This window comes from Curtobacterium sp. 24E2, from assembly GCF_016925595.1.
Lineage (GTDB): Bacteria > Actinomycetota > Actinomycetes > Actinomycetales > Microbacteriaceae > Curtobacterium.
In genome coordinates, this window is the sequence record NZ_CP068987.1 from 328,851 (window position 1) to 354,545 (window position 25,695).

19 protein-coding genes and 2 pseudogenes are annotated in these 25,695 nt (G+C 69.8%); 8 read left to right on the forward strand and 13 right to left on the reverse strand.

The genetic code is table 11. The features are described from left to right. The 5 genes from JN350_RS20010 to JN350_RS01685 form a co-directional block, all read right to left on the reverse strand. A complete protein-coding gene (locus JN350_RS20010) occupies positions 1–450 on the reverse strand; it encodes a type II secretion system protein (RefSeq protein ID WP_205463335.1) in 450 nt (149 codons plus the stop codon). 195 nt (positions 451–645) lie between these two features. Then, positions 646–1,869, reverse strand: a complete 1,224-nt coding sequence (locus JN350_RS01670) for a type II secretion system F family protein (RefSeq protein WP_205463336.1) — start codon at positions 1,867–1,869, stop codon at positions 646–648. Next, complete coding sequence (locus JN350_RS01675) at positions 1,869–3,395, reverse strand: type IV pilus twitching motility protein PilT (protein WP_205463337.1); 1,527 nt, start codon at positions 3,393–3,395, stop codon at positions 1,869–1,871. The genes JN350_RS01670 and JN350_RS01675 overlap by 1 nt, the downstream gene beginning before the upstream one ends. A gap of 19 nt (positions 3,396–3,414) precedes the next feature. Beyond that, positions 3,415–5,082, reverse strand: a complete 1,668-nt coding sequence (locus JN350_RS01680; RefSeq protein WP_205463338.1) for a GspE/PulE family protein — start codon at positions 5,080–5,082, stop codon at positions 3,415–3,417. Between the two features lie 178 nt (positions 5,083–5,260). After that, positions 5,261–6,289, reverse strand: a complete 1,029-nt coding sequence (locus tag JN350_RS01685; protein WP_205463339.1) for a GNAT family N-acetyltransferase — start codon at positions 6,287–6,289, stop codon at positions 5,261–5,263. A 101-nt stretch (positions 6,290–6,390) separates the two neighbouring features. Here JN350_RS01685 and JN350_RS01690 point away from each other — a divergent pair, with 101 nt between their 5' ends. Beyond that, positions 6,391–6,786, forward strand: a complete 396-nt coding sequence (locus JN350_RS01690; protein ID WP_205463340.1) for a VOC family protein — start codon at positions 6,391–6,393, stop codon at positions 6,784–6,786. Between the two features lie 129 nt (positions 6,787–6,915). On the opposite strand, the gene rpoC is transcribed toward JN350_RS01690, so the two are convergent. The 6 genes from rpoC to JN350_RS01720 all read right to left on the reverse strand — a co-directional run bounded on the left by rpoC (position 6,916) and on the right by JN350_RS01720 (position 18,310). Next, positions 6,916–10,797 carry a DNA-directed RNA polymerase subunit beta' gene (gene rpoC / locus JN350_RS01695; RefSeq protein WP_205463341.1) on the reverse strand — a complete coding sequence of 1,294 codons (3,882 nt, stop codon included), beginning with the start codon at positions 10,795–10,797 and terminating at the stop codon, positions 6,916–6,918. Positions 10,798–10,842: 45 nt separating this feature from the next. Further along, positions 10,843–14,331, reverse strand: coding sequence for a DNA-directed RNA polymerase subunit beta (gene rpoB, locus JN350_RS01700; protein ID WP_111083490.1), 3,489 nt, complete (start codon positions 14,329–14,331; stop codon positions 10,843–10,845). Positions 14,332–14,770: 439 nt separating this feature from the next. Continuing rightward, positions 14,771–15,382: a hypothetical protein gene (locus tag JN350_RS01705; protein ID WP_205463342.1), complete on the reverse strand. Its 612-nt coding sequence runs from the start codon at positions 15,380–15,382 to the stop codon at positions 14,771–14,773. 381 nt (positions 15,383–15,763) lie between these two features. Continuing rightward, positions 15,764–16,414 carry a response regulator transcription factor gene (locus JN350_RS01710; RefSeq protein ID WP_205463343.1) on the reverse strand — a complete coding sequence of 217 codons (651 nt, stop codon included), beginning with the start codon at positions 16,412–16,414 and terminating at the stop codon, positions 15,764–15,766. Beyond that, positions 16,411–17,592, reverse strand: a complete 1,182-nt coding sequence (locus JN350_RS01715) for a sensor histidine kinase (protein WP_205463344.1) — start codon at positions 17,590–17,592, stop codon at positions 16,411–16,413. Before JN350_RS01715 ends, JN350_RS01710 begins: the two co-directional genes overlap by 4 nt. A 148-nt stretch (positions 17,593–17,740) precedes the next feature. Continuing rightward, positions 17,741–18,310, reverse strand: coding sequence for a hypothetical protein (locus JN350_RS01720; RefSeq protein ID WP_205463345.1), 570 nt, complete (start codon positions 18,308–18,310; stop codon positions 17,741–17,743). A 142-nt stretch (positions 18,311–18,452) separates the two neighbouring features. Here JN350_RS01720 and JN350_RS01725 point away from each other — a divergent pair. The 6 genes and pseudogenes from JN350_RS01725 to JN350_RS01750 all read left to right on the forward strand — a co-directional run bounded on the left by JN350_RS01725 (position 18,453) and on the right by JN350_RS01750 (position 23,971). Further along, positions 18,453–19,293 (forward strand): annotated as a pseudogene (locus JN350_RS01725) (spermidine synthase). Positions 19,294–19,408: 115 nt separating this feature from the next. Then, positions 19,409–20,074 (forward strand): hypothetical protein, encoded by a 666-nt coding sequence (locus JN350_RS01730; protein WP_205463346.1) that lies wholly within the window; start codon positions 19,409–19,411, stop codon positions 20,072–20,074. 125 nt (positions 20,075–20,199) lie between these two features. Further along, entirely contained in the window at positions 20,200–21,030 is an 831-nt protein-coding gene (locus JN350_RS01735; RefSeq protein ID WP_205463347.1) for a hypothetical protein, read from the forward strand. Continuing rightward, a complete protein-coding gene (locus JN350_RS01740; protein ID WP_205463348.1) occupies positions 21,027–21,518 on the forward strand; it encodes a SprT-like domain-containing protein in 492 nt (163 codons plus the stop codon). The genes JN350_RS01735 and JN350_RS01740 overlap by 4 nt, the downstream gene beginning before the upstream one ends. A 47-nt stretch (positions 21,519–21,565) precedes the next feature. Further along, the gene (locus JN350_RS01745) at positions 21,566–22,261 is read left to right on the forward strand and encodes a CGNR zinc finger domain-containing protein (protein ID WP_123311680.1); all 696 of its coding nucleotides are present in this window, start codon (positions 21,566–21,568) and stop codon (positions 22,259–22,261) included. 451 nt (positions 22,262–22,712) lie between these two features. Then, positions 22,713–23,971 (forward strand): annotated as a pseudogene (locus JN350_RS01750) (Nramp family divalent metal transporter). 18 nt (positions 23,972–23,989) lie between these two features. Here the strand turns inward: JN350_RS01750 and JN350_RS01755 are convergent. Together JN350_RS01755 and JN350_RS01760 are read right to left on the reverse strand one after the other, a co-directional pair. After that, positions 23,990–24,292, reverse strand: a complete 303-nt coding sequence (locus JN350_RS01755; protein WP_111083501.1) for a DUF427 domain-containing protein — start codon at positions 24,290–24,292, stop codon at positions 23,990–23,992. A 67-nt stretch (positions 24,293–24,359) separates the two neighbouring features. Beyond that, positions 24,360–24,965: a hypothetical protein gene (locus JN350_RS01760; RefSeq protein WP_240347473.1), complete on the reverse strand. Its 606-nt coding sequence runs from the start codon at positions 24,963–24,965 to the stop codon at positions 24,360–24,362. A gap of 97 nt (positions 24,966–25,062) precedes the next feature. On the opposite strand from JN350_RS01760, the gene JN350_RS01765 reads away from it, so the two are divergent. Beyond that, a complete protein-coding gene (locus tag JN350_RS01765; protein ID WP_205463349.1) occupies positions 25,063–25,695 on the forward strand; it encodes a GNAT family N-acetyltransferase in 633 nt (210 codons plus the stop codon).

The following is a 25,695-nucleotide window of genomic DNA, read 5'->3' on the forward strand; positions in this document are numbered from 1 at the left end:
TCAGCAGGTCGAACCGCTGACGACGCCGGAGGTGTCCGACGTGCAGAAGGTGCTGTTGGTCGAGCTGGTGCCGACGATCTTGAACGTCGGCACAGCGGTGGTGCCGCCGATCGTGTAGACGATCGACGACGTGTCGCTGCCGAGGCTCGCGCCGGCACCCTTCAACGCCGTGGTGAGCGCGGTGGTTCCGTTGTACGTCCCTGCGGCGGGGAACGAACCGCTGGTCGACTGGATGCTGATCACCGCGGTCTTGAAGTTGGTGATGTCCGACTTCGTGCTCGATTCCTTAGCGTTGTTCGTGATGCCCAGGTACACCGGGATGGCGATCGCGGCGAGGATGCCGATGATGATCACGACGACGAGGAGCTCGATGAGCGTGAAGCCCTTCTCGTTCTCTTCGAGAAGACCCTTGCGGCGAGCGTTCAGCTTGCCCATGAGAGCGAAGTACATGGTGTTTCCATTCTTTCGGGAATGTGATGGGGAAAGTGTCCGGCACTTGCTCGGCCGCCGGTGACGAGCGTATTCACACGAGGTTCGGTGCAGAATCCCGAGAACGGGGGTGATCCGGGGTGCGAAATACCCCCAGTACCGGGGTGGAACAGCACAGGCCACCCCCGTCAGAGGGTGGCCTACGCTGTTGGATCGCTACTTGACGAGCGACGAGATCTGGAAGATCGGCAGGTACAGGGCGACGATCATGCCGCCGACGACCACCCCGAGGAATCCGATGAGCAGCGGTTCGATCAGCGAGGTCAGCGCTTCTGTCGATGCCTCGACCTCGTTGTCGTAGAAGACCGCGATCCGCTCGAGCATCAATTCCATCGAACCGGCGTCCTCACCGACCGCGATCATCTGCGTCACCATTGTCGGGAAGACCGATTCCCGCTCGAGCGGGGCGGCGATTGATTCCCCCTTCCGAACCGCTTCGGAAACACGCCCCAATGCCTGCTCGACGACGAAGTTGTTCGACACCTGTCCGGCGATCTGCAATGCCTCGAGAATGGGCACGCCAGCCCCGATCATGTTCGACAGGTTGCGCGCGAACCGGGCCATCACGATCTTGCGGTTGAGTTGACCGAACACCGGAAGGCGCATCCGGAGCGGATCGACCACCCGACGCACACGGTCGGTGTTCTTGTTCGCGCGCCACCAGAACCAGCCGACGGCCACGGCGACCGCGAGGAACGGTCCGACGTACACCATCGCGTGCGACAGGTACACGAGCATCAGCGTCGGCAACGGGAGCTGCCCGCCGAGCGACTCGAACATGCCCTGGAAGATCGGCACGATGAACACGAGCATGATGACGACCGCGGCCAGTGACATGCACAGCACGACCACGGGGTAGGTCATCGCCGACTTGATCGTCGAGCGGAGCTTGTGCTCCTTCTCGAAGTTCGTGGCGATGGAGTCCATGGCCTGGTCGAGGAAACCGCCGGTCTCTCCCGCACGGATCATGTTGATCATGATCGGCGGGAACTCGACCGGGTACTTCGCCACCGCGTCGGAGAACGAGACGCCGCGCTCGACGTCGTCGCGGACCTTGCCGAGGATCTCCTTGAGCTTCTTGCTCTCGGTCTGGTCGGCGAGGATCGACAGCGCCCGCAGCAGCGAGAGGCCCGAGGTGAGCATCGTCGAGGCCTGCCGCGACATGATCGCGAGGTCCTTGAGACCGACACCCTTCTCGAAGCCCGGGATCTTGATCTCGGTCTGCAGGCCGGTGCCGGCCGTGGACTCGGTGATCGCGATCGGCGAGACACCCATGCCCCGGAGCCGCTGGACGACCGCTCCTTCGGACGAGGCGTCGAGGCGCCCCTTGACGAGCTTGCCGGCACCGTCGCGCCCGCGGTAGTCGAATGCGAGGGACATCAGTAGCCTCCGGAGAACTTGTCGCCGAAGTCGATCCCGCTGGCGGCGATCGCGGCGGCCGACGAATCGGACGGGGATTCGACGCGCTGCACCAGCCGGTCGAAGCCCTCTTCGTCGTGCACCTTGTCCATCGCGGCCTTGCGCGAGATCGTGCCGACGTTGACCAGTTCGGCGAGGTCCTGGTCCATGGTGTGCATGCCCAGGTCACGGCCGGCCTGCATGGCGGACGTGATCTGGTAGGTCTTGCCCTCGCGGATCAGGTTGCCGATGGCGGGGGTGATCGTCATGATCTCGGTGGCGACGACCCGGCCGACACCGTTGGCCTTCGGCACCAGGGTCTGGCAGACGACGCCCTGCAGGGTCGCCGCGAGCTGCGTGCGGATCTGGCCCTGCTGGTGTGGCGGGAAGACGTCGATGACACGGTCGATCGTGCCGGGGGCGCTCTGCGTGTGCAGGGTGGCGAACACCAGGTGACCGGTCTCGGCTGCAGTGAGCGCGACCGAGATGGTCTCGAGGTCGCGGAGCTCGCCGATCAGGATGACGTCGGGGTCCTGGCGCAGCACGTGCTTCAGCGCGGCGGCGAAGGAGTGCGTGTCGGCACCGACCTCGCGCTGGTTGATGATCGCCTTCTTGTGCTCGTGCATGAACTCGATCGGGTCCTCGACCGTCACGATGTGGTCGGCACGGCTCTCGTTCACCAGGTCGATGAGGGCGGCGAGGGTCGTGGACTTGCCGGAACCGGTCGGGCCGGTGACCAGGACGAGTCCGCGGGGCAGGCCGGCGAAGTCGCCGACGTGCTCGGGGATGCCGAGTTGCTTGAGCGTCTTGATCTTGGTGGGGATGATGCGGAAGGCCGCGCCCCAGTTGCCGCGCTGCTGGTAGAAGTTCACGCGGAAGCGGTACTCCGGCGACAGCGAGTAGGCGAAGTCGAGTTCCTGCTCCTGGTCGAACTGTCCGGCCTGTTCGACCGACAGCATCGTCTTGAGGGCGGCGATGACCTTGCCGCGCGACCACGCGCCTCCGGGGACCGCGGGACGAAGCGAGCCGTCGACGCGGACGGTGGGCGGCGCGTCGGCGGTGACGTGCAGGTCGGACGCGCCCTGGTACACGACCTGGGCGAGTGCGGTGATGAGGTCGGGGTCGGCGACCTCGCGCGCGTGGCGCGAGAACTCGATGTCGCCGCCGATCGTGGCGGTCGGTGCCGGGGCCGCAGGCGGCGCGGGCAGCTGCTGCGTCGGCGCCTCGGCGTAGCCGTAGGTCGCGATCGACGACGGCACCCCGGCGGGCGGCGTCGCAGGCGCGGCGAGCGGCTGCGCGACGGGCACGGCGACGGGCGACCCGGACGGTGCCGGCCAGCCGGCGGTGTCGTCCCCGAGGTCGTACACCTGTTCCGGAGGGGCCGACGCTGCGGCGGCAGCCAGACGTGCTGCACGGCGGGAGCCCACCTCGGTGCCGGGGTTGCCCGGGTGCCAGCCGGCGACGGGCTCGTCGCCGGGGTGCGTGATGTCGTACACGGAGTCGGTCATCTGCTGCGCTCTTTCGTGGCTACGCGACCACGCGCAGGATCTCGTCGACGCTCGTGAGACCGAGCTTGACCTTCTCGAAGCCGTCCTGGCGGAGCGTCAGCATCCCCTGCGCCTGGGCGACACGGCTGATCTCGGCGCTCGAGGCGCGCGAGACGGCGAGGCGTTCGATCTCCTCGGTGACGGTCATGACCTCGTGCAGGGCGAGGCGGCCGCGGTACCCGGTGTTCGAGCAGACCGCGCAGCCGATCGGGGCGAAGAACGCCGGGACCTCGTCGCCGGGGCGCAGGAACCCGAGGCTGCGGAGCTGGTCGGCCTCGTACACGGCGGGTGCCTTGCAGCGGTCGCACAGCCGTCGCGCCAGACGCTGGGCCACGACGGAGTCCAGGGCGGAGCCGACCAGGAAGGGCTCGATGTCCATCTCGGTCAGGCGGGTCACGGCCGAGGGGGCGTCGTTCGTGTGCAGGGTGGACAGCACGAGGTGCCCGGTGAGGGACGCCTCGATGGCGATCTGGGCGGTCTCGTGGTCGCGGATCTCACCGAGCAGCACGACGTCGGGGTCGGATCGCAGGATCGAGCGCAGCGCCGACGCGAAGGTCAGCCCCGCCTTCGGGTTGACCTGCACCTGGTTGATGCCGGCCATCCGGTACTCGACCGGGTCCTCGACCGTGATGACGTTGATCTCGGGCTTCGCGACCGCGTTCAGGGTCGTGTACAGCGTCGTGGACTTGCCCGAGCCGGTGGGCCCGGTGACCAGGATCATGCCGTACGGCTTCGAGTACGAGCGCTGGTACGCCTGGAAGTTCTGCTCGAGGAGGTTGAGGTCCTTGAGGGTCAGCGACGTGTTCGTGTTGTCGAGGATCCGCATGACGACCTTCTCGCCCCACACGGTGGGCAGCGTCGCCACACGGAGGTCGATCTGGCGGCCACCGTGGCGGACCGACATGCGGCCGTCCTGCGGCTTGCGACGCTCGGCGATGTCGATGTCGCTCATGATCTTCAGGCGGCTGATGACGCCGTTCTGGATGTTCTTCGGCGCCGGGGCCATCTCGTGCAGCACGCCGTCGATGCGGTACCGGATCCGGACCTCGTGCTCACCGGGCTCGATGTGGATGTCCGAGGCGTGGTCCTGGATCGCCTGCGACACGAGCAGGTTCACGAAGCGGACGATCGGGACGTCGTCGAGGGCACCGTCGGCCAGGTCGACCTGGGCCGAGGAGCTGACCGAGGCTTCTTCTTCGAGCGACGAGGTCAGGTCGTTGAGCTCGTCGTCGGCACGCAGGTAGCGATCGAGCGCGGTGAGCAGGTCGCGCTCGTCGACCTGGAGCGGCTTGATCGGCCGGCCGGACGCAGCGCGGGCGTCGTCGATCGCGAGCACGTTGGTCGGGTTGACCATCGCGAGGATGAGCAGCTCGCCCTCGAACCCGACGCCGAGGACGCCGTGCCGCCGGCAGAGCGCGGCGGGGAGGATCGAGACCGCGGTGCCGTCGACCGGGTAGTCGGTCAACGGGACGGTGCGGGAGTTGTTCGACGCCGCGCGGGCGGTGATGAACTGCGCCTCGCTCACGACGCCCTGGTCGACCAGCCCGCGGATCGCGCGCTCGTCCAGGTCCTCGTCGCCCGTCATCGAGTCGAGGTGCTCGATCGGCAAGGCGCCGTTCAGGATGAGGATCTCGGACAGGGTCGCCATGAGTCCTGTGCCTCCTTGGACTCGCGCGCGGCGAGACGTGGTCGGGTTGCGCACCACCAGGGATGTGGCGCTCGACCACGCTACTTCTGCGGCAGTCCTCGGCCGCAGTCCCAGAAGGAGGGGGCGGAGGGGGTCCGGATGCACCCAGAACTGGGGTCCGGGACCCCCGACGTGACGGTCAGAGCGACGTCGACGCGGTGACGTGGACCTCGCCGGCGACGAACCCGAGTCGCTCGTAGATGCGTCCGGCTCCGCTCGGGTTCTCGGCGTCGACGTGCAGCACCGCAGCGGACAACCCGTCGGCGCGGATCGCCTGCAGCGTGGCGTCGAGGACGATCGGGGCGAGCCCCGTCCCCCGTGCGGCACGCACGACGCCGACCCAGTGCACGTACCCGTACGAACGGCCCCGGGCAGCGAACCCGTCGGGCTCCACCTCGACGATCGTGAACGCCACGACCGAGCCGTCGGCACCGAGGACGACCCGCGACAGGTCCAGCCGGCTCTTGTCCGAGGTGAGGAACCCCCGCCAGTCCGACGCGACCATCGGCTGGGAACCCCAGTGATCGCGGAAGGCGTCGTTCTTGGCCGTCCGGAGCGGCTCGATGTCGTCCGCCGTGACGGGCCGCAGGACGAGCCCGTCCGCCAGGACGGGTACGGCACCGGCGTCCGGTCCGCGGTCGTCGAACACGACCTGCATGTCGAGCCAGGTGCGCACCGGCGCGAAGTCGAGGTGCGCCGCCAGCCGGAGCACCGAGGACCCCTGCCGCCCACCGACGTCGAGCGTCGCAGGCAGGTCGACGTCGAGCGTCGCCAGGCGCTGGCGGGCCCGGCCGACCTGCCATGCGAGTACCCGCCGTCCGATCCCCTGCCCGCGCAGGTCGGGATGGACCGCCCCGTCGAGCACGGCGCGCGCGGCGGTGACGCGGGAGGGGACGTCGATGACGATGCCGTAGGCCTGCACACGCCCTCCAGCATCGACGCCCACCACGGTGTCCCTGGTGACGTCCAGCCCCTCGGTGGACAACGACCGTTCGAGGTCAGCTGTGGAGGGACGGGCGTGCGGGTCGTCGACAGCCGCCGACGCGACCGCGACGGCGTGCATCGCCCCGACGTCGGCCTGCCCGGCGGCCCGGAACGTCAGCCCGCCGATCGCCGTGGGGAACGAGAGGTGTGCCGGGGCCGTGATCCGTTCGCGCAGGGTCGCCATCCGTCCACAGTGCCATCTCACGACCCAGCCAGCTCCACCCGGCGCCGGGGCGTCACGGAAAGCCCCTCGACGAGCAGGCCCGACCGGGACCATGATGAGTCATGGACATCACGAGCGTGACCGTGGGGCTGCCCGTCACCGACATCGAGGCGTCCTGCCTCTGGTACGGCGCCGTCTTCGAGCGCACCGAACCGGACCTCGAGCCCGAGGACGGTGTCGCCGAGTACGAGGTCGGCGGGATCTGGGTCCAGCTCTACGAGGACGACTCCGCCGAGGAGAACCCGGTGAGCGTGCGGTTCGGCGTCGACGACGTCGGGGCGCAGCACGCCCGCATCGGCGCGCTCGGGATCGACATCGGACCGGTCGAGTGCGTCGACGGCGCCGTGAACTGGTTCGACGTCCGCGACCCCGACGGCAACGTCCTCAGCCTGTTCTCGCTCGTCGACGAGACCGGTCGCGGATCGGGACGCGACAACGGCGCGGACCGCGCGCTCTAGACGCCACCGCTCGCAGGCCGGGAGGCCCGTGGCGGCCTGGCACCGTGCCTCCAGTCCGTCACGTGGTGACGACACGACGAAGGCCCCGCCTCCTTGCGGAGACGGGGCCTTCGTGGGATCACATCAGACTCAGTTGTACGTGCCCGGCGTGAAGTCGTCCGACGAGAAGCTGTCGAAGTCGACGAAGCTCAGGTCGGCGTCCGAGAACGACGAGTCGTCCGCGAAGATGCGGTTGGGGTACCGCTCTGCCTTCGCTTCTTCCGTCGCGTTCACGTCCACGTCGCGGTACCGGCTGAGGCCCGTCCCGGCGGGGATGAGCTTACCGATGATGACGTTCTCCTTGAGGCCGACGAGGTGGTCCTGCTTGCCCTCCATGGCCGCCTGCGTGAGCACGCGGGTGGTCTCCTGGAAGGAAGCGGCGGACAGCCACGACTCGGTCGCGAGGGACGCCTTCGTGATGCCCATGACCTCCTGGCGAGCCGAGGCGGTCTTGCGACCCTCCTGCAGCGCCGCACGGTTCAGCGCGTTGTAGCGCGACCGGTCGACGAGCTCACCCGGCAGCAGATCGGTGTCGCCATGGTCGACGACGGTGACCTTGCGGAGCATCTGACGGACGATGACCTCGATGTGCTTGTCGTGGATCGGCACACCCTGCGAGCCGTAGACGTCCTGCACACCGTTGACCAGGTGCTTCTGGACCTCTCGGACACCCTTGACCCGGAGGACTTCCTTCGGGTCGACGGTGCCGGCGATGAACTGCTCGCCGAGCTCGACGTGCTGGTTGTCCTCGATGAGGAGCGTCGCACGCTTGAGCACCGGGTAGATGAACGGCTCGTCACCGTTGTCCGGCGTGAGGATGATCCGACGACCCTTGTCCGTGTCCTCGACGACGACGCGGCCGGGGGCCTCGGCGATCGGGGACGCGCCCTTGGGCGTACGGGCCTCGAAGAGTTCCGTGACACGCGGCAGACCCTGGGTGATGTCGTCGGCCGAGGCCGAACCACCCGTGTGGAAGGTACGCATCGTCAGCTGGGTACCGGGCTCACCGATGGACTGCGCGGCGATGATGCCGACTGCCTCACCGATGTCGACCAGGTTGCCGGTGGCGAGCGAACGGCCGTAGCACTTCGCGCAGACACCGACGGCCGACTCGCAGGTCAGGACCGAGCGCACCTTGATGCTCTCGACACCGGCTGCCAGCAGCTTCTCGAGGAGCACGTCACCGACGTCCTCGCGAGCCTCGGCGACGACCGTGCCCTTGGCGTCCACGGCCTCGGTGGCCAGGGTGCGCGAGTACACGGTGTTCTCGACGCGCGGGTCGCGGACCAGCTTGCCGTCGGCGTCCACGGTCGCGATCGGCAGCTCGAGGCCACGGGTCGTACCGCAGTCGTCCTCGCGGATGATGACGTCCTGCGAGACGTCCACGAGACGACGGGTGAGGTACCCGGAGTCCGCGGTACGGAGCGCGGTGTCGGCAAGACCCTTACGAGCACCGTGGGTGGCGATGAAGTACTCCGCCACGGTCAGGCCCTCGCGGTACGAGTTGATGATCGGGCGGGCGATGATCTCGCCCTTCGGGTTGTTCACCAGACCACGCATACCCGCGATGTTGCGGACCTGCAGCCAGTTACCACGAGCACCCGACGACACCATGCGGTTGATCGTGTTGTCGACGGGGAAGTTGTCCCGCATCTCCTGTGCGATCTCGTTGGTGGCCTCGGTCCAGATCTTGATCAGGTCGGCGCGACGCTCGGAGTCGGTGATCAGACCCTTGTCGAACTCGCCCTGCACCTTGGCGGCCTGGATCTCGTAGCCCGCGATGATCTCCTTCTTGCGAGGAGGCGTCACGACGTCCGACAGGGCGACGGTCACACCGGAGCGGGTGCCCCAGTAGAAGCCGGCGTCCTTGATCCGGTCCAGCGCAGCGGCCGTCTCGGTCTTGGAGTACCGCTCGGCGAGGTCGTTGACGATCGCGGACAGCACGCCCTTGTCGGTGACCTTCTGGACGAACGGGTAGTTCGCCGGGAGGGTCTCGTTGAAGAGCGCACGGCCCAGGGTCGTCTCGAGGAGGACGGTGTCGCCCTGCTCGTAGCCCTCGGGAGCTTCACCCTCGGCGAAGTGGACGCCCGTCATGCGGATCTTCGCCATGGCGTTGAGGTGCAGCGTGTGCTGGTCGTTGGCCAGGATCGCCTCGGCGACCGAGGAGAACGCACGGCCCTCACCGACGGCGCCCTCGCGGACGGTCGTCAGGTGGTGCAGACCGATGATCATGTCCTGTGCGGGCAGGGTCACCGGACGGCCGTCGGACGGCTTCAGGATGTTGTTCGAGGCGAGCATCAGGATGCGGGCCTCGGCCTGGGCCTCCACCGACAGCGGCAGGTGCACGGCCATCTGGTCACCGTCGAAGTCCGCGTTGAACGCAGCACACACGAGCGGGTGGAGCTGGATGGCCTTGCCCTCGACGAGCTGCGGCTCGAACGCCTGGATGCCCAGACGGTGCAGCGTCGGCGCACGGTTCAGCAGCACGGGGCGCTCGCGGATGATCTCCTCGAGCACGTCCCACACCTGCGGACGCGAACGCTCGACCATGCGCTTGGCCGACTTGATGTTCTGCGCGTGCGACAGGTCGATCAGGCGCTTGATCACGAACGGCTTGAAGAGCTCGAGCGCCATCTGCTTGGGCAGACCACACTGGTGCAGCTTCAGCTGCGGGCCGACGATGATGACCGAACGGCCCGAGTAGTCGACGCGCTTGCCGAGCAGGTTCTGGCGGAAACGACCCTGCTTGCCCTTGAGCATGTCGCTCAGGGACTTCAGGGCGCGGTTGCCGGTACCCGTGACCGGACGTCCACGACGACCGTTGTCGAACAGCGCGTCGACGGCTTCCTGCAGCATGCGCTTCTCGTTGTTCACGATGATCTCGGGGGCACCGAGGTCGAGCAGGCGGCGGAGACGGTTGTTGCGGTTGATCACACGACGGTAGAGGTCGTTGAGGTCCGACGTGGCGAAACGGCCACCGTCGAGCTGCACCATCGGGCGCAGTTCCGGCGGGATGACCGGCACGACGCCGAGCACCATCGCTGCCGGCGAGTTGCCGGTGGCGAGGAAGGAGCTGACGACGCGCAGACGCTTGATCGCGCGGATCTTCTTCTGGCCCTTGCCCTCGGCGATCTGCAGACGCAGCGCCTCGGCCTCGGCAGCCAGGTCGAACGCCTCGAGCCGGAGCTTGATCGCCTCGGCGCCCATGTAGGCGTCGAAGTAGATCCCGAACCGGTCCTGGAGCTCGTGGAAGACGGCGTCCTCGGGCTTGAGATCGCCCACCTTGAGGTTGCGGAAGTCCTCCCACACACGCTCGAGACGGGTGATGTCCTCGTCGAACGACTTGCGGACCTGGGACATCTCCTTCTCGGCGGTGTCCTTGGTACGGCGCTTGACGTCGGCCTTCGCACCCTCTTCCTCAAGGGCTGCGAGGTCGTCCTCGAGCTTCTTGAGGCGGTCGGCGATGATCGAGTCGCGCTGGCCCTCGAGGGTCTTGATCTCGAGACGCATCTCGTTCTCGAGGCCGGGCATGTCCGCGTGACGGCCCTCTTCATCGATGTCGATGATCATGTACGCCGCGAAGTAGATGACCTTCTCGAGGTCCTTCGGCGCCATGTCGAGGAGGTACCCGAGGCGCGACGGGACGCCCTTGAAGTACCAGATGTGCGTGACGGGGGCAGCGAGCTCGATGTGGCCCATGCGCTCACGACGGACCGAGGACTTGGTGACCTCGACGCCGCAGCGCTCGCAGACGATGCCCTTGAACCGGACACGCTTGTACTTGCCGCAGGCGCACTCCCAGTCACGGGAAGGACCGAAGATCTGCTCGCCGAACAGACCGTCCTTCTCGGGCTTCAGGGTGCGGTAGTTGATGGTCTCCGGCTTCTTGACCTCGCCGTACGACCACTGACGGATGTCCTCGGCGGTCGCGAGGCCGATCCGAATGGCGTCAAAGGAAGTTGCTTCGAGCAATGTTCTTCTCTCTTGCTTGATTCAGGCTTCGATGTACGGGCGGGATCAGATGTCGTCGACGGACGACGACTCGAACCGCGAGGAGATGTTGATGCCCAGCTCCTCCGCAGCGCGGAAGACCTCGTCATCGTTGTCGCGCAGGCTGACCGCCTGGCCGTCGGCCGAGAGGACCTCGACGTTCAGGCAGAGCGACTGCATCTCCTTCATGAGGACCTTGAAGGACTCGGGGATGCCGGGTTCCTGGATGTTCTCGCCCTTGACGATCGCCTCGTAGACCTTCACGCGGCCGAGGATGTCGTCGGACTTGATCGTCAGGAGCTCCTGGAGGGCGTAGGCGGCGCCGTACGCCTCGAGCGCCCACACCTCCATCTCACCGAATCGCTGGCCACCGAACTGCGCCTTACCACCCAGCGGCTGCTGCGTGATCATCGAGTACGGCCCCGTCGAACGAGCGTGGATCTTGTCGTCGACCAGGTGGTGCAGCTTGAGGATGTACATGTAGCCGACCGAGACGGGCTCGGGGAACGGCTCGCCGGAGCGTCCGTCGAAGAGCTGCGCCTTGCCGGACGAGCCGATCAGGCGCTCGCCGTCGCGGTTCGGGAGGGTCGAGTCGAGGAGGCCCTCGATCTCGCGCTCGTACGCACCGTCGAACACCGGGGTGGCGACCTTCGTACCCGGAGCGGCGCTGTGCGCTGCCTCGGGGAGGGCCGATGCCCACTCCTGGATGCCCTCGACGTTCCAGCCCTGCTTGGCGAGCCAACCGAGGTGGATCTCGAGGACCTGGCCGAAGTTCATGCGGCCGGGGACGCCGAGCGGGTTCAGGACGATGTCGACCGGGGTGCCGTCGGCGAGGAAGGGCATGTCCTCGACCGGGAGGATGGTCGAGATGACGCCCTTGTTGCCGTGACGACCGGCGAGCTTGTCACCCGCGGTGATCTTGCGCTTCTGGGCGATGTAGACGACCACGCGCTGGTTGACACCAGAGCCGAGTTCGTCGTCGCCGTCCTGCGAGTCGAACACCTTGACGCCGATGATCGTGCCCTCTTCACCGTGGGGCACCTTCAGCGAGGTGTCGCGGACTTCGCGCGACTTCTCGTTGAAGATCGCGCGGAGGAGGCGCTCTTCAGCGGAGAGCTCGGTCTCGCCCTTCGGCGTGACCTTGCCGACCAGGATGTCGCCGGGGCGGACCTCGGCACCGATGCGGATGATGCCGCGCTCGTCGAGGTCGGCCAGCAGGTCCGGGCTGACGTTGGGGAGGTCACGGGTGATCTCCTCCTTGCCGAGCTTCGTGTCGCGGGCGTCGACCTCGTACTCCTCGATGTGGATCGAGGAGAGCGTGTCGTCCTTGATGAGGTTCTGCGACAGGATCATCGCGTCCTCGTAGTTGTAGCCCTCCCACGGCATGAACGCGACGAGGAGGTTCTTGCCGAGCGCGAGCTCGCCGTTCTCCGTCGCGGGACCGTCGGCGATGACCTCGCCCTGCTCCACACGCTCGCCGGCCGAGACGACCACGCGGTGGTTGTAGCTCGTGCCCTGGTTGGAGCGGTCGAACTTGCGCAGGTAGAAGGTCTGCGTGCCACCCTCGTCGAGCTGCAGGGTCACGGCGTCGGCCGAGACCTCGGAGACGACACCGGCCTTGTCGGCGGTGACGACGTCACCGGCGTCGATCGCGGTGTAGCCCTCCATGCCGGTGCCGACGAGCGGCGACTCGGAACGGAGCAGCGGGACGGCCTGACGCTGCATGTTCGCACCCATGAGGGCGCGGTTCGCGTCGTCGTGCTCGAGGAACGGGATGAGCGACGTCGCGACCGACACCATCTGGCGCGGCGAGACGTCCATGTAGTCGACCTCGCCCTTGGCGACGAGTTCGACCTCGCCACCCTTCTTGCGGACGAGGACCTTGTCGTCGGCGAAGTGGAACGAGTCGGTCAGCGGGGCGTTGGCCTGCGCGACGACGAACTCGTCCTCTTCCGAGGCGGTCAGGTAGTCGATGGTCTTCGTGACCTCGCCGTTGACGACGCGACGGTACGGGGTCTCGATGAAGCCGAACGAGTTGATCCGACCGAACGACGCGAGCGAGCCGATCAGGCCGATGTTCGGGCCTTCCGGGGTCTCGATCGGGCACATGCGGCCGTAGTGCGACGGGTGGACGTCGCGGACCTCGACGCCGGCACGCTCACGGGACAGACCACCCGGGCCGAGGGCCGAGAGACGACGCTTGTGCGTCAGGCCCGCGAGCGGGTTGTTCTGGTCCATGAACTGCGACAGCTGGGACGTTCCGAAGAACTCCTTGATCGCGGCGACGACCGGACGCACGTTGATGAGCGTCTGGGGCGTGATCGCCTCGATGTCCTGCGTGGTCATGCGCTCGCGGACGACGCGCTCCATGCGGGACAGACCCGTGCGGACCTGGTTCTGGATGAGCTCGCCGACGGCGCGGATGCGACGGTTGCCGAAGTGGTCGATGTCGTCCACGTCGAGGCGCAGCTGCACCGGCTCGCCGTCACGCACGCCGTTCAGCGTGGTCTTCTCGGCGTGCAGGGACACGAGGTACTTGATCGTCGCGACGATGTCCTTGACGGTCAGCACCGAGTCGGACAGCGGGGCGTCGATCCCGAGCTTGCGGTTGACCTTGTAACGGCCCACCTTCGCCAGGTCGTAACGCTTCGAGTTGAAGTAGAAGTTGTCGAGCAGCGCACGCGCGGCCTCGGCAGCGACCTGCTCGCCCGGGCGCAGCTTGCGGTAGATGTCCTTGAGCGCCTCTTCCTTCGTGAGGATGGCGTCCTTCTCGAGGGTCGACTCGATCGAGGCGAAGCCCTGGAACTCCTCCATGATCTCCTCGCTGGTCAGACCCAGCGCCTTGAGGAAGACCGTGACCGACTGCTTGCGCTTGCGGTCGATGCGCACGCCCACCTGGTCGCGCTTGTCGATCTCGAACTCGAGCCACGCACCACGCGAGGGGATGACGCGAGCGGAGTAGATGTCCTTGTCGGACGTCTTCTCCTGCTGGCGCTCGAAGTACACGCCGGGCGAACGGACGAGCTGCGACACGACGACGCGCTCGGTGCCGTTGATGATGAACGTGCCGCGTTCGGTCATGAGCGGGAAGTCGCCCATGAAGACCGTCTGCGTCTTGATCTCACCCGTCATGTGGTTCATGAACTCGGCGTTGACGTACAGCGGAGCGGCGTAGGTCTTGCCGCGCTCCTTGCAGTCGTCGATCGAGTACTTGGGGTCCTCGAGCTCGGGCGCCGTGAACGAGAGCTGCATGGTCTCGCCGAGGTCCTCGATCGGGGAGATCTCCTCGAAGATCTCCTCCAACCCGGAGTGCAGGGCGAGGTCGGTGCGACCCTGCTCCTGTCCCTCTGCGAGACGGGCCTTCCAGACGTCGTTGCCGACGAGCCAGTCGAAGCTCTCCGTCTGGAGTGCGAGCAGATCAGGAACCGTGAGGGTGTCCGTGATCTTGGCGAACGAGAGTCGCGAGTGGTTGCGACCGTTCTTGGGGTTGGTGGATGCGTTGGGCGCAGCAGCCAAGGGTGTGACCTCCGTAGGCCCCGTCGGGCCGATACTGACGAGCAGCATGTAGGTGAGTAGATGATCGCTCGGCGATCCCCGCGAGTTCATGCCCTGCGACCACGCCGACGCGTGCCTGACGCGGAACGTCGGTGCACGTGTGGGATGATCTCCGTGAGCGGGACCCGCCGCCATATACGGGTCCGGCTGCACCAGGGCGAGTTGAGCTTGTCCAACTCAGAACTCTGCGTCGACCGCAATATGACGACACGGATGCCAGGGAGCGCGAACTGCCATCATAGTTCGCGCCGAGTCGTGCTGTCCAGTCCTGGCTTGACCAGATTCGGCAGTGGCGTGTATAAGCCGCCGCGTGCCCGCAGAATTCCCGGCCCGCGCCCGGCCCGCGACGGCCCGCAACGGGCCTGCGCACCCGGCCCGCGCAGTGGACCCGGCCGTGCGCTCAGCCGAGGCGCTCGCGCTCGACGTGCCCCGCGCCTCCCGGCCGGACCTGCCGTCCCGCCAGCGCACGGAAGGCGTCTTCGGGCCGGCGGGTGCGCACGAAGGTGACGCGACCGCGGTCGTCGGTGAGCTCGATCCCGAGTCCGGGGGTGAGGATCAGTGCGCGCACGCCGCGACCGATCCGCAGGCCGACGCCACCGTAGGTGCGGGCGTCCGCCTCGACGAGTCGGACGCTGGTGATGCGCTGACGCGCGATGCGCCGTGGCGGCAGCGGCCGGAAGTGCAGGGTGACGTGCGTGTCGGTGACGGCGAACCCGGCTCGCGCGAGCAGCAGGAGCACGCCCGCCACGACGGCGACCAGCGCCGGCACGATGAGCGCGGTCTCCGGCGCGTCGCCGGGCCATGCGGTCACCGCGGCGGTCAGGCCGAGCCCGCCGAGGAGCAGGACCGCACCGACGACACGCATCCAGGTGGGCGCCGTCTCGTGGTCGGCGTGGGCCGGACGGGAGGCGCGGGGCACCCGGATCGACCGGCTCGCGGTCGTGCGCACGGTGGCGCGTGTCGTCGGTGCGGCCAGGCGTGCGGTGGGCACGCTCATCGTGTCGGCGGTCATGTCGGGTCTCCTGCGGCTCGGCGGAGTGTTGCATCCCGTATTTTACATGACGGGTGCGATGTGATCACGGCCAGCGCGCGCGGGTGACCGGAAGGGGCACGCGGACGCGCGCCGACGGCGCGCACGCTCGAGCGGTGGGGGCGCTCGACGGCACGTCGTGGTCACGTCGGGAGGGCGGACGCGCGAGGTGTGGGGCACTGCACGCATCGACGCGGTCCCGCGTGACGACCGGATGAACAGTACGGAACGAGTCTTGGCGTCCGCTGGCCGTCCATGTGTACGCATTCATGTGCCGGGCCGGGCCGGTCAGCGCGAGACGCGCGCGGCCGCGTCAACGCGAGCCGCGCGCAGCCGCGTCAACGCGAGCCGCGCCCGGTGGCGTCAGCGCAGGACGCGCGCGACCGCCTCGGCGCGGGTGGCGACCCCGAGCTTCGCGAACACCTGGTTCACGTACGACTTCACCGTCGGCACCGTCAGGAACAACTCCGCCGCGATCTGCGGGTTCGTCCGGCCCGCCGCGATGTGCTCGAGCACGTCCGCCTCGCGCGGGGTGAGGTCCGGGAACCGCTCACGCAGCGCCGGCACAGCGGGCACGGACGCCGTCGCCCCGCCGCCGGCGAGCTGCGCCACCAGCCGCGCCCCCACCGTCGCGTCGAACGTCGACTGCCCCGACGCGACCGCCCGGATCGCCGTCGCGATCTCGGTCCGTCCGGCGTCCTTCGTCAGGTACCCGCGCGCACCCGCCCGGAGCGCGGTCACGATCGACTCGTCGTCCGCGTAGGTCGTCAGCACGAGCACCGCCACCTGCGGGTGGTCGGCCACGATGCGCGCGGTCGCCGTCGGCCCGTCGGTACCGGGCATGCGCAGGTCCATGAGCACGACGTCGGGGGCGTCCCGGTCCACCGCCGCGATCGCCTCGGCGCCGTCGGCGGCCTCACCCGTCACCTGCAGGTCCGGCACGAGCGACAGCACCGTCACCAGGCCGTCGCGGACGATCGCCTGGTCGTCGACGACGAGGACACGGATGGTCACGAGACATCCCCCTCGGTGGTGACCACGGCGTCCACCGGCAGGTGCAGCGCGACGACGAACTCGTCGTCGGACCGCTCGGCCTCGACCGTCGCGCCGCTGCCGAGCTCCTCGACGCGCTCGCGCATCCCGAGCAGGCCCTGGCCGCCGCCCGTGAGCGGGTTGGCCACGACGACGTCCACGGCGTCGCCGTCGCGGACGACGGACAGCGACACGGGTCGGCCGGGGGCGTGCCTGCGGGCGTTGCTGAGGGCCTCGCGGACGACCTGGACGGCGGTGGCGCGGTGCGCCTCGTCGAGTGCGGCCAGGGTCGCGTCGCCCTGCACCACGATGGTGCCGCCGAACGAGCGGTGGGCGTCGACCAGGGCGGTCAGGTCGGTGCGGTTCGTGTGGTCGGTGCGGTTCGTGTGGTCGGTAGACGACCGGGAGGCCCGGCTCGCGTCCGGCACGTCGGCTCCGTCGGTCCGCGTGGCCGGGTCCGGGGCGGTCGCACGGTCCGGGGTGGCCGTCCGGTCCGGAGCGGTCGTCGTGTCCGGGGCGGTCGTCGTGTCCGGGGCGGCATCGGGATCGGGCTCGGCGTCCGCGTCGTCGCGGAGGGCGTGCACGGCTCGGCGGGCCTCGGCAAGGCCGTCCGCCGCCAGGGTCCTGGCCTCGCCGGCACGCCTCGTCGCGTCGTCGACCCGGCCGGCCTCGAGCAGGGCCTCGACCGCGTCGAGCTGCAGCACGAGACCGCCGAGCGAGTGCGCGAGGACGTCGTGGATGTCCCGCGAGGCCCGGGACCGGTCGGCGAGGAGCTGTGCCCGCTGCTGGTCCCGCTCAGCCTGCCGCGCACGCTGCGCCGCGACCCGGAACTGTCGGCGGCTGAACCCGATGAGCACGCCGAGCAGCAACCCGCCGCTCGTGCCCAGGACGAACTGGACCGAGGCGTGCTCGATCCTCGCGCAGACGGCGATGACCACCACCGCCCCCACCGCGGCCACCGCTGCGACCCAGACCGGCACCCGGAGGTTCGCGCCGAGCAGGACGATCCCGACGATCACGGGGACGATCATGAGCGAGTCGGTCGCCACCACCGTCAGGGAACCGGCGACGATCATCACCACGCCCGCGACGACGAGCAGCTGCGGCGTCCGGCCGAACTCACGGAGCGCCCACGCGGCGAGCGCCACCGCACCGAGCACCCACACCCACGCGGGGGCTGCAGCTCGAGTCCGTTCTTCACGAACCAGAACCCGACGATCACGATGCCGAGGGCGTTGAGTCCCCAGGCGGTTGCCGAACGGGACCGACCCCCGGGGAGGTCGGTCGGGTCCTGTCCGCTCAGCAGGGTCACCGGACCATCATGCCGCGGGTGGTGCGGCCACTGGCGGTCCGGTCTCCGCGGTCGCTCTGGTCTCCGCGGTCGCTCCGGTCTCCGCCGTGCCCGCGCGGGATGCGCTGGTCGATGACCACGGCGCGTGCGGCGCGGTTCAGGGCGAGCACGAGCAGGATCGCGCCGGTCGAGGTGAGCAGGTGCGCACCGAGGTGGCCGCCGAGGACGTCGAGGCCGACGCGCACGGCGATGAGCACGATCCAGAGCGACGCCCCGAGCCACCCCGTGCGGGACTGGATAGTCCGACCCTTGCTGTCCGGGGTGGCGGCGGTACGGAACCGGGTGATGGTGCCCATCGTCAGGCCCACGCCGATCGTGATCAGGGCCTCGATGCCGAGGAACACGACGTCGGTCGTGGTGATCGTCGCCCCCGACTGCGCCAGGACCACCACGCCGACGATCGCCATGATCATCGGCGTGCGCCAGATGCGCGCCGGGTCGAGGTACTGCCAGGTGGCCTGGCGGTACCCGAGGAAGCCGACGAGTGCGACGCCGATCAGGACGTTGACGAGGAGCTGGACCGACATGGTGTGCCTTTCGAGGTGACCCGGCGGGACGTTCCCGACCGATGGATCCAGCCTCGTTCCGGCGGGTCCGCGGGCACACCAACCAGGGGTGGGGGACCGGGTGGTGATCGCGGTGCCGGTCGGGTGGTGTTCGATTGACGGCATGGCTGATGCGTTCGACGGGTTCCGGATCGGTGCGGGGTACTCGGTCGTCGAGCCGGACCGGCACCGCCCCGGGTCCTTCACGCTCGTGGTGGACGGCACGCCGCAGTCGCACGTCGACCTCGAGGACCCGACCCACCTGGCGTTCGAGTACATCCGGCGGATCGGCCACGCCATCGACCTGCTGCCGTCCGGCCCGGTCACGGCGTTGCACCTCGGCGCCGGCGCCCTGACGCTCCCCCGGTACGTCGCGGTGACCCGACCGGGCTCGCGCCAACAGGTCATCGAGCTCGAGCGCGACCTGGTGGACCACGTCCGCGAGGTCCTGCCGTTCCCCGCGGTGCGTCGATCCGGGTGCGGTACGGCGACGCTCGCGAGGTGCTCGGCAAGCTCCCTCCGGGCTGCGCGGCACGGTGGACCTGGCGGTGGTGGACGTCTTCGGCGGGTCGCAGATCCCGGCGCACGTGACGAGCATCGAGTTCTACCGCGAGGTCGCCGCGTTCCTGTCACCGACCGGCATCGTCGCCGTGAACGTGGCCGACGGCGCGGGCCTCGCGTTCGCGCGGGGGCAGGCGTCGACGCTGCAGGCCGTGCTGCCGTCGGTGGCAGCGGTGGCGGACACCGGCATGCTCAAGGGGCGGCGGTTCGGGAACATCGTGCTGCTCGGCTCGCCGACCGACCTGCCGATCGCCGAGATGCCGCGGCGGTACTCGTCGGACCCGATGCCGGCGAAGGTGGTCCACGGGGCCGAGTTGCGGGCGTTCATCGCCGGGGCGCCGATCGTCACCGACGCGACGGCCGTGGCGTCACCGGAGCCGAACCGGAGCGTGTTCGGCGCCTGACCCCGCGACGACGACGGGGCGGCGCGCGGGGCCGTTCCCGGGCACTCGGCGGGTGCGGCTGTCAGGATGGTCTGAACGACCGCGCAGGTGCGCGACCGAGCGATGGGATCCCCTGATGACGAACGACGACCGGAGCAACCAGGACCGGACGGGCGACGGCCAGGCGCCGAGCTGGGGCGGGGCCCCGCAGCAGCAGCCCGGCGCCGACACACCGCGGTACGGCGAGCGGAGCGACCCGACACCGCAGTACGGGCAGTCCGCCCCGCAGTACGGCGAGCAGCAGGACCAGTACGGGCAGCAGCAGAACCAGTACGGCCAGCAGCAGTACGGCCAGCAGCCGTACGCCGCGGCGCCCGCGAGCTCCGGCTCCCCCGCGTGGCAGAGCTACGAGGAGCCGAAGGCCAAGAAGAAGACCGTCGGCGTCATCGCGTTCGTGGTCGGCCTCGCTGCCCTGGTCGTCGGAGCCATCGGCGGGTACCTGTTCGGGCAGTCGTTCGGCGCTTCCGACGCCTTCCGCGAATCGATGCAGAACAGCGGGGCGACGCCGAGCGATGCGCAGATCACCGAGCTGATGACCTCGTCGAACGTCATCACCGGGTCCCTCATGTTCTACCTGGGCACGGCGCTCGGGCTGTGGGCGATCGTGCAGGGCATCATCGCTGCCGTCACCAAGCGTGGCCGCGGTTGGGGCGTCTTCGCGATCGTCCTCGCCGTCGTCGCGCTCATCGTCTTCGTCGTCGCGGTCGGCGTCGCTGCGGTTGCGGCCAGTGGGATGTCCTGACCCGCTGAACCGGTCCGGAACGGCCCGTCGTGCTCCGGCACGGCGGGCCGTTCCGCGTCCACCGAAGCGAAGCCCGAGCGCGTCGCACCGGCCGCTCCCGGCAGAGCGCGGCTACCCTCGAACCGATGTCCCTCCCGCCCGACGACCGCCAGCAGCCCGACCCGTCCGACCAGTCCCGTGAACCGCGCCACGCGGCTCCCGTGACGGCCGGGGTCAGCCCGGGCAGCACCTTCGCGCCCATCAGCCTGCGGCCGGCGGTCGACGTCGACGCCGTGCACCAGCGTCTGCGTGACCTCGGTCGGAGCCGCAGCACCGAGGCGCTCGCGGAACGCGCCGAGCTCCTCCGCCTGCTCGGCCGCCTCGACGAGTCACTCGTCGTCGCGGAGGAGGTCTTCCGCCTCGCGATGTTCACGGGCGAACGCCAGGACAAGGTCGCCGCCCGGATCCGGCGCGCACACATCCTGCACGACCTCGGTCGGCACGACCGTGCCGCGACCGAGGCCGCCCTGGCCCGCGACACCGCGGCGACCGAGGAGTGGCCGGAGCTCGAGGGCGCGGCCGCCGAGATCGAGGGGTGGTCGCTGTTCGAGAACGACCGCTTCGACGAGGCGCGCGCCGCGCTGTCCCGCGCCTACCAGGCGTTCCGCCAGGCCGGAGCCCCGTCCGAGCGCACCGACGCCCTGCGCACCGCGGTCGAGGCGGCCATGCGCGCATCGATCACGCACCCCGCCGCGCCCGCCGACAAGCCGCGGACGGCCCGCGAGGTCGCCGCCCGCCGCGCCGAGGACGACGAACCGACGATGCGCGTCGCCGAGCCGGTCAAGCAGGTGCCGCCGATCCGCCGCCGGGTGCTCGGTGCGCCGGACGCCGCGCGGACCGAGGCCGACGACATCTGGGGCCGGATCGCCGCACGAGCAGCCAAGAAGGGCCAGGCCGACCCCCGCGCCGACCAGTGACCGCACTCGAGACGGTCCGCTCCCGGGCCGAGGCACTCATCACCGAGCACCTCGGCGCTGGTTCGTGGGCCTTCGGCTTCGACCACGCGAAGACCCGCGCGGGACAGTGCGACTTCGCCCGGAAACGCATCACCGTCAGCCGACACCTGGCCGCACGGTTCTCGGACGACGACGTCGAGCAGGTCCTGCTGCACGAGGTCGCCCACGCCCTCGCCGGGGCACGTGCGGGCCACGGCCCGAAGTGGAAGCGGACCGCGGCCGCCATCGGGTACACGGGTTCGCGGCTGCACGACGGCCCGATCGCCAGCGAGCTCGCACCGTGGATCGGGACCTGTCCCGCCGGACACGAGCACTTCCGGTACCGGACGCCCACCCGCCAGCTCGCCTGTGCGCGGTGCTCCCGCCGGTTCGACGCCCGCAACGCCATCGTCTGGCGGCGCCGGAGCGACGCTGACATCCCGTCGACGGCGGCCTCGACTACCGCATGAGTCCGTCCGCGCTCGGAGGCGCGCCGGTAACCCGTTAGCCTGGACGGATGCACACGGGGCAGCACATCCGCACGGACGCCGGATCCACCTGGTTCTTCGACGCCGGTCGGATCGCCCTGGACTTCGCGCACACGGGTGGGTTCGCCGACGACCCGGACGGCCGGCGTCCCCGATCGCAACTCGGTGAGCTGCTCGCGAGCCCGGCGGACCTGGACGAGTGGCTCAGCGACCACACCGAGCCGATCGACGTCGGGGCGAGTGCGCGCGAGCTGCAGGACGCCCGTGCGCTCCGCGCGGCGATCGCCCGCCTGGCCGTCGCCGCGGCCCCCGGCCCGGCGACCACCGCGGCCGAGCGCACCGCCGTCGCGGCGGGCCTGCGTGCCGGGACCGGCCGCACGCGCCCCGCGCCCGACGACATCGACACCGTCAACCTGTTCGCCGCCCTGCCGGACGTGCCCCCGAGCCTCCCGGGTGGCCGACGCCGTGCCGGAGCCAACCGCGTCCGCCTGGCCCAGGCGCTGTCCAGCGTCGCGCGCGACGCCGTCGCGCTGTTCACCGAGGTCGGCTTCGACGACGTCGAGGCCGACGGCCGGCCGACGCGTCTGAGCCGCTGCTCGGCGGACGACTGCGCGCTGGTCTTCTACGACTCCTCGCGGGGCGGGACGCGTCGCTGGTGCTCGATGCAGCGCTGCGGGAACCGCGCCAAGGTCCGTGCGCACCGCGCTCGGCGCGCGGCGGCCTGACCGCGGAGTGAGCACGGCGTGGCCACCTCTGGTGGCCGCGCCGCCACCGGCCTCCCGTCCGCCCTTCGCCAGCGGTCACGACACCCCGCGCACCACCGCCGAGCGGTCACCGACCGTCGCCCGACAGCGGCGCAGCCGACAGATTGCGACCAGCCGACGAAAAGCAAGCGACGAGTCGCGACCACCCGACCGCACAGGAGGCGCGTGGCCGCGCAGCCACGGGCCTCCCGTCCGCCCTTCGCGAGCGGTCACGACACCCCGCTCACCTCCGCCGAGCGGTCACCGACGGTCGCCCGACAGCGGCGCAGCCGACAGATTGCGACCAGCCGACGAAAAGCAAGCGACGAGTCCTGACCACCCGACACACTCACGCGCAAGTGGCGACCGGCCAGCGCAACGCCGTGTCGAAGATAAAGATTCGACGTGCCGAATTCTCTGGCATGCTGGTCCCGTGACCGACACCGCCGCCGCCAGGACCACCGAGCAGCCCTCCGGTACGCCGCGCCGCCGCGCCGCGGGCCTGACCCTGCTCGGCCCGGCGTTCGTCGCGGCCATCGCCTACGTCGACCCCGGCAACGTCGCCGCGAACCTCACCGCCGGTGCGAAGTACGGCTACCTGCTGCTCTGGGTCCTGGTCGCCGCGAACGCCAGCGCCGTGGTCGTGCAGTACCTGTCCGCCAAGCTCGGCGTCGTCACGGGCAAGTCCCTGCCGGAGCACCTCGGCCTGCGGATGCGTCGCACCCCGAGACTGCTGTTCTGGGGGCAGGCCGAGATCGTCGCGGCCGCGACCGACATCGCCGAGGTGATCGGTGGCGCACTCGCCCTGCACCTGCTCTTCGGCCTGCCGCTCGTCGCCGGCGGGCTCATCACGGGCGTCGTCTCGATGCTCCTGCTGACCCTGCACAGCCGCCGCGGGACCCGCACGTTCGAAGCCGTCGTCACGGCGATGCTCGCGATCCTGACCGTCGGCTTCTGCGCCGGACTGCTCTTCGCGCAGGTCTCCCCGCCGAGCTCGTCAGCGGCCTGGTGCCGCGGTTCGAGGGCTCCGAGTCGGTGATGCTCGCGGCGTCGATGCTCGGCGCGACGGTCATGCCGCACGCGGTCTACCTGCACTCGGCGCTCGCGCGCGACCGACACGGCGACGTCCCCGCCGGCCCGGAGCGCCGCCGCGTGCTCGTCGCGACCCGATGGGACGTCGGTCTCGCGCTGGTCGTCGCCGGCGGCGTCAACATCTGCATGCTCGTCCTCGCCGCGGCGACGCTGCCCGGCGTCGCCGGCACCGACTCGATCCCCGGTGCCCAGCGGGCGATCGCCGACCACGTCGGGCCCGTCGTCGGGGTGCTCTTCGCGGTGGGGCTGCTGGCGTCCGGACTGGCCTCGACCTCGGTCGGCTGCATGGCCGGCGCCGAGATCATGAAGGGGCTGCTGCACGTCCGGATCCCGCTCGTGGCGCGGCGCGTGGTCACCCTGGTGCCGGCGATCGTGCTGCTCGCGATCGGTGTCGACGCGACGATGCTGCTGGTGGTGAGCCAGGTGGTGCTGAGCTTCGGGATCGCGTTCGCGATCATCCCGCTGGTCGTCTACACGTCGCGCCGCAGCATCATGGGCACGGACGTGAACGCCGCGACCACCCGCGTGGTGGCGTGGGTGATCGCGGCGGTCATCGTGGCGCTCAACGTCGCGCTGGTCGTGCTGACGGTGACGCAGTGAGTGCCGTGACGTCGGTCGTCACTCGACGACCGTGACGTCCTTCCAGAACGCGACGTAGCCCGAGTAGTCCTTGCCGACGCGGTCGAACGACGACGGGATCGGCGTCGGGTAGGACCACGCGCGGTCCTGCAGCGCCTGTCCGTCGACGTTCACCGTGAAGTACTGGGTGTCGCCCTTCCACGGGCAGTGGTACTGGGTGGGGCTCTCGGTGAACAGCTCGGACTTCACGCTCGACGGCGGGAAGTACCAGTTGCCCTCGATCTTGATGAGGTCCTCTTCCGGGGCCTCCGCGATCACCGTGTCGCCGACGACTGCCTTCATGCGTTGCTCCTTCGCTCGCTGGTGCCGGACGGCCTGGGCGGCGCTCCGGTCCCCGTCCGCCCGAACGCTACGCCCGGCCCCGCGATTCCCGCAGGACGACCAGGTCCGGTCCGACGGTGAGCGCCGCGTGCGCCTGCTCGCGACCGAGGACGGCCGCGCTCTCGGACGCCGTGACCAGGTGCTTCACCGCACGCCGGAGCCCGGTGTACGCCGCACAGGCAGCGGCGGCCTCCGGAGAGGTGTGGTCGATCCCGACCGCCGCGAGCGCGTCGACGACGGCGCCGGCGGCGAGCAGGTCCTCGACGGCGAAGTCGGGTGCGTCGGGCACGTCGACGGTCTCGCCCGCGGCCTCGGCCGCGTCGTCCAACGTTCCGGGATGGTGCAGCCCGGCGGCGACGACCGCGACCACGCACCGGTCACCCCGCTCGGCCTGGAGGCCCGTCACCCGTTCCGCGACCGCGCCCGCGTTGCCGAGGTGGCCGAGCACGACCTCCGGACCGTCCGGCAGCTGGGCGGTCGCGTTCCGCAGCGCGCGGCGCTGCGCCGCCGCGTCCGTCGAGGCCGGCAGGACGTCCACCCAGACGACGAGGTGTGCGCCGTGGGCGACGCGTGCCGCCCCACCGGTGCCCCACGCGAACCGGACCTGGTACTGCTCCTGGGTGCGTTCTGCCACGTCCGTCACGATAGCCGCCCGGACGATGCTGTCCCTCTCCACAGGGTGGCCGTCCCGACAGGCTCCACCATGGTCGGCGACCGTAGGATGCACTTCCATGGAGATCGCCCCCGCGCCCACCCTGACCGGCGACCGTGTGACCCTCGAGCCCCTGTCACAGGAGCACGCGGACGACCTGCGGGCAGCGGTGACGGACGGCGATCTGTGGCGGACCTGGTACACCTCGGTCCCCGCGCCGGCCCAGGTCGAGGACGAGATCGACCGGCGCCTCGCCGAGCACGAGGCCGGTCGCATGGTGCCGTTCGCGGTACGTGACCGTCCGACCGGCCGCGTGGTGGGCTCGACGACCTTCATGAACATCGACGCGGGCAACCGGCACGTCGAGATCGGCAGCACGTTCCTGGCGAAGTCGGCGCAGCGTTCGGGCATCAACACCGAGGCGAAGCTGCTGATGCTCTCCCACGCGTTCGAGGCCTGGCAGTGCATCGCGGTGGAGTTCCGCACGCACTGGCACAACCACCAGTCCCGTGCCGCGATCGCCGGTCTGGGCGCGAAGCAGGACGGCGTGCTGCGGAACCACTCGATCGGTCGCGACGGCACGCTCCGCGACACCGTGGTGTTCTCGATCATCGCGTCGGAGTGGCCGGCGGTCCGGCTGTCCCTGGCCGAGCGGCTCCGGCAGCACGACCGTGCCGAGGGGTCGCGCCGCCGGTCCGCCCGGCACGCCTGA